The organism is Mesorhizobium sp. M2A.F.Ca.ET.039.01.1.1, assembly GCF_003998035.1.
GTDB lineage: Bacteria > Pseudomonadota > Alphaproteobacteria > Rhizobiales > Rhizobiaceae > Mesorhizobium.
In genome coordinates this window covers 1-4,335 of the sequence record NZ_RZRY01000550.1, presented here as the reverse complement: position 1 = coordinate 4,335, position 4,335 = coordinate 1, and the positions used below count along the sequence as shown (strand labels likewise).

Here is a 4,335-nt window from a genome sequence, read left to right as displayed (position 1 = left end):
CATTGTCGGTGATCGAGGCCGTGAGATGCAGGCCTTGCGTCTTGCGGTCCTCGGTGACCAAGGCAATGCCCAGCCGGCGCGCCTCGCGCGGCGAGCCGATCTCGACCGGCGCGCCGTCGAGCTTGATCTCGCCGCCGGTACGGCCGCCGCCGGAGCCGAAGATCGCTTCCAGGATTTCGGTGCGGCCGGAACCCAGCAGCCCGCCTATGCCGAGGATTTCGCCCGCCGAAAGATCGAAGCTCACGCCCTCGATCACGCTGCGCCAGCCATGCCGGTCGGGCTTCGACAGCGACAGGTCCCTGACCGCGAGCACAGCCTTGCCGCCCGGACCGCGCTGATGATCGGAGGACGCCATAAGATCGCGGCCGACCATGGCCGAGATGATGGCGTCTTCGTTCAGCGCCGCCATATCGTTGGTCAGCACGTGACGCCCGTCGCGCAGCACCGTCACCCGGCTTGCCAGATGCATGACCTCATCGATGCGGTGCGAGATGTAGACGATGGCGACGCCGCTTGCCGCGAGCTGACGGATGATGCGGAACAGTCGCTCGCACTCGGCCGGTGACAGCGCCGAGGTGGGTTCGTCCATGATCAGGATGCGCGCCGATTTCGACAGCGCCTTGGCGATCTCCACCAGCTGCTGCTCGCCGACCCTGAGCCGGCCGACCCGCGCTTCCGGATCGAGCTCGATGCCGAGACGCTGCAACAGCGCTTTTGCCGCGCGGCTGCTCGCCTTGCGGTCAACCACCAGCCCGGCGATCAGCTTTTCGCGGCCGAGGAAGATGTTGTCGGCGACGCTGAGCTCGGGGACGAGGTTGAGCTCCTGGTGGATGATGGCGATGCCAGCGTCCTCGGCGTCGCGCACACCGGCGAAACGGACCGCCTGGCCGTCGATGGCGACAGTGCCTTCGTAGTCGGTATAGACGCCCGAGAGGATCTTCATCAGCGTCGATTTGCCGGCGCCGTTCTCGCCCATCAGCGCATGCACCTCGCCGGGCCTGAGGTCCAGGCTGACATCGGACAGCGCGGTGATGCCGCCGAACCGCTTGGAAATGCCGGTCGCGCTCAGGACGACGGTCGGACCGTCGGCCGTCACGTCCTCCGTCGTGATGGAGCCAGCGCGCTGCATGACAAAGGACGGCCTCCCTCCGTCGTCTTCGGCGACTTGAACGCTAATCGAAACGTTTCGAACGTGTCAAGCGCCTATCTGTTCTCTGAGGATTGATGCATTTCAATTCTTGCGAAAAATGCCGGGTTTACGTAGGTTTAGCCAGATAAGGGCGGCTAAACGTTTCGAAAATGACGGCGTCAGAGCAGAAAAAACAGCGGAAATCCACGGCGCCGACCATGCTGCATGTGGCTGAGGCGGCGCGTGTGTCCGTAGCCACGGTCTCTGCATTGCTCAACGGTACCGCCACCGTCAGTCCCGAGCTTACGCAACGCATCGAGCAGGCGATCCGCGACATCGGCTACAAGCGCAATGCCATCGCCCGCAGCCTGAAGATGGGCACCACGCGCACAATCGGCCTCACCGTGCCGCACATCACCAACCCGTTCTTCACCGATGTCGTCTCGGTCATCCAGCAGGCCTTCGACCGCGCCGGCTATGCCGTCATGCTGTGCTGCACCGACGAGGATCTGAACACGCAGGACGAGCAGATCCGCCTGCTGCTCGACCGCATGGTCGACGGGCTGATCGTGGCGCGCGTCGGCGACGGCGGCCTTCTGAAGAGCATCGTCGAGGACACCAATGTGCCGGTGGTGCTGCTCGACCGCCTTTGCGAAGGCGTCGACACCGACGCGGTGGTGCTGGACAACCAGCGTGCCGTGTTCGACGCCGTCACCTATCTAATCCATCTTGGCCATCGGCGCATCGGCTACATCACCGGCACGTCCGACATATCTCCCATGCATGACCGCATGATCGGCTATCGCGAGGCGCTGCAGGCGGCCGGCCTGCCGGTGGCGGAGGAACTCATACGCTCCGGCAATTTCCACGAGATCGACGGCTACAACGCCACCATGCAGCTCTTGTCGCTGCACGACCGGCCAAGCGCGATCTTCTCGGCCAACAACCCGATGGTGATCGGCACGATGAAGGCGATCCGCGACATCGGCCTCTCTTGCCCCGAGGACATTTCGGTCGCCTGCTTCGACGACTTTCCCTGGTCGGACGTGTTCGTGCCGCAGCTCACCACCGTCGCGCAGCCGGTGCAGGCGATCGGCGAGCAGGCGGCGAACCTCCTGCTCGACCGGCTGGCCGGCAACCGCGACGCGCCGCCGCGCAAGCTGGTGCTGAAGGGCCGGCTGATGATCCGCAATTCCTGCCGGCCGCTGGGCGCGATCGCGCAGAGCGTCAGCGCGTAGCTTCGAGAGCCTCTGCGCACAGCGCCTGCAATCTCGGGAAGATGCGGCTGCCGCCGGTGATCACCCGCGTGCCCTGGCCGAGCACCGTCTTCGGATCCGCTCTGAGCACCGTGCCGCCGGCCTCTTCGACCAGCAGCATGCCGGCGAGGCAATCCCAGGCGTTCATGTGCTCCTCGACATAGCCGAGCAGCCGGCCGGACGCCGCATAGGCGAGCATCAGCGCTCCGGAAGCATTGCGGTAGAAGACGCCGCCCTCCGCCATGATCAGGCTGATGAGAGTGACGACATTCTTGGTCGAGGCGCGGTTGGACAGCCCGGTGCCGACGGCGCCCTCGGAAAGCGACGCGGCATTGCTGGTCTTGATCGGCTTGCCGTTGAGGAAGGCGCCGCCGCCCAGGCGGCCGTAGAACGTCTCGTCGGTCGAAGGCTCATGGATGACGCCGACCACCGTCTCGCCGTCCTTGGCGCAGGCGATCACCACGCACCAGGCGGGAATGCCGCGCACGAAATTGGCGGTGCCGTCGATCGGGTCGATCACCCAGACATGGCCGGTTGTTCCGGTCACCGCAGCATGCTCCTCGCCGATGATGCCGTCTTGCGGATAGGCCTCGGCGATCGCCGCGCGGATGAACAGCTCGACCTCGCGGTCGGCTTCCGAAACCAGGTCCTGGTGACCCTTGCTCTCGACGGCCAGGTTGTCGAGGTCGCGGAAATATTTCAGCCCCAGCTCGCCGGCGCGGCGCGCCAGGTCGATGGCAAAATGCATGCGGTCGTCGAGATCTTTGGTCACGGGGAATTCTTGGCTGAGAGGGACATCTGCGCCCTTAACAGACCAATATGTCAGGCGAAAGTGACAGCGCGATCACGCCGCCTTGGACATCGATTTGTGCACGTCGGCGAGAATTTCGTAGGAGCGCACGCGCGCAGCGTGATCGAAGATCTGCGCCGTCACCATCAATTCGTCGGCGCCGGTGCGGCGGATGAAGGCGTCGATGCCCTGGCGCACCGTCTCCGGCGAACCGATGACGGCGCAGGACAGCGCCTGGGCAAGCATGGTTTTCGCCATAGGATCGAGATCGCGGTCGTAATTCTCGACCGGCGGCGGCAATTGCCCCGGACGGCCGCTGCGCAAATTGACGAAGGCCTGCTGCAGCGAGCTGAACAACAGCTTCGCCTCAGCGTCCGTCGGCGCGGCGGAGACATTGAGGCCGAGCATGACATAAGGCTTGTCGAGCTGCGCCGACGCCTGGAACCGCGTGCGATAAACCTCCAGCGCATGGTCGAGCTCGGCCGGCGCGAAATGCGAGGCGAAAGCGTAGGGCAGGCCGAGAAGCGCTGCGAGCTGCGCGCCATAGAGGCTGGAGCCGAGTATCCAGACCGGCACGGTCTGGCCTTCGCCCGGCACGGCACGGATGCGCTGGCCTTCCTCGGCCGGCTGGAAATAGCCCATCAGCTCGACCACGTCCTGCGGGAAATTGTCGGCAGACTCCAGGTTGCGGCGCAGCGCCCGCGCGGTCAGCATGTCGGTGCCCGGCGCGCGGCCGAGTCCGAGGTCGATGCGGCCGGGAAAAAGTGCCGCCAGCGTGCCGAACTGCTCGGCGATCACCAGCGGCGCATGGTTGGGCAGCATGATGCCGCCGGCGCCGACGCGGATTGACTTGGTGCCGCCGGCGACATGCGCGATCACGACGGATGTCGCGGCGCTCGCGATGCCCGGCATGTTGTGGTGCTCGGCCAGCCAGTAGCGCTTGTAGCCCAGGCGCTCGGCATGGCGGGCGAGGTCGAGCGAATTGGCGAGCGACTGCGAAGCGGTGCTGCCTTGGGTGATCGGCGACAGGTCGAGAACCGAAAGGGCGGTCATTGGTCAGGTCTCCACGATGCGTTTTTCCCTGAGCCTTGCCTCGAAGGCGGCGCGGTTGGGAATGACGATGGCGAGCTGGTTCTCCAGCACGTCGGCAAGTTCGACGG

General features: G+C 65.4%; 4 protein-coding genes. 1 reads left to right on the top strand and 3 read right to left on the bottom strand.

Annotation, left to right across the window (positions count from 1 at the left end; all coding sequences use genetic code 11):
* The coding region (locus EOA24_RS28965; RefSeq protein ID WP_133374659.1) for a sugar ABC transporter ATP-binding protein at window positions 1–1,129 on the bottom strand (1,129 nt) is incomplete at its 3' end.
* A gap of 218 nt (window positions 1,130–1,347) precedes the next feature.
* Between EOA24_RS28965 and EOA24_RS28960 the strand changes: the two genes are divergently transcribed.
* Window positions 1,348–2,367: a LacI family DNA-binding transcriptional regulator gene (locus EOA24_RS28960; RefSeq protein ID WP_126080147.1), complete on the top strand. Its 1,020-nt coding sequence runs from the start codon at window positions 1,348–1,350 to the stop codon at window positions 2,365–2,367.
* On the opposite strand, the gene EOA24_RS28955 is transcribed toward EOA24_RS28960, so the two are convergent.
* Both EOA24_RS28955 and EOA24_RS28950 read right to left on the bottom strand, forming a co-directional pair.
* Complete coding sequence (locus tag EOA24_RS28955) at window positions 2,357–3,157, bottom strand: inositol monophosphatase family protein (protein ID WP_126080148.1); 801 nt, start codon at window positions 3,155–3,157, stop codon at window positions 2,357–2,359. The genes EOA24_RS28960 and EOA24_RS28955 overlap by 11 nt on opposite strands.
* A 72-nt stretch (window positions 3,158–3,229) precedes the next feature.
* On the bottom strand, window positions 3,230–4,228 hold the full coding sequence (locus EOA24_RS28950) for an LLM class flavin-dependent oxidoreductase (RefSeq protein WP_126080149.1): 999 nt from the start codon (window positions 4,226–4,228) through the stop codon (window positions 3,230–3,232).
* Window positions 4,229–4,335: the final 107 nt, after the last annotated feature.

Coding starts and splice junctions, on each gene's coding strand:
- EOA24_RS28960 (WP_126080147.1), top strand. CDS start 1,348: ATGCTGCATGTGGCTGAGGCGGCGCGTGTGTCCGTAGCCACGGTCTCT.
- EOA24_RS28950 (WP_126080149.1), bottom strand. CDS start 4,228: ATGACCGCCCTTTCGGTTCTCGACCTGTCGCCGATCACCCAAGGCAGC.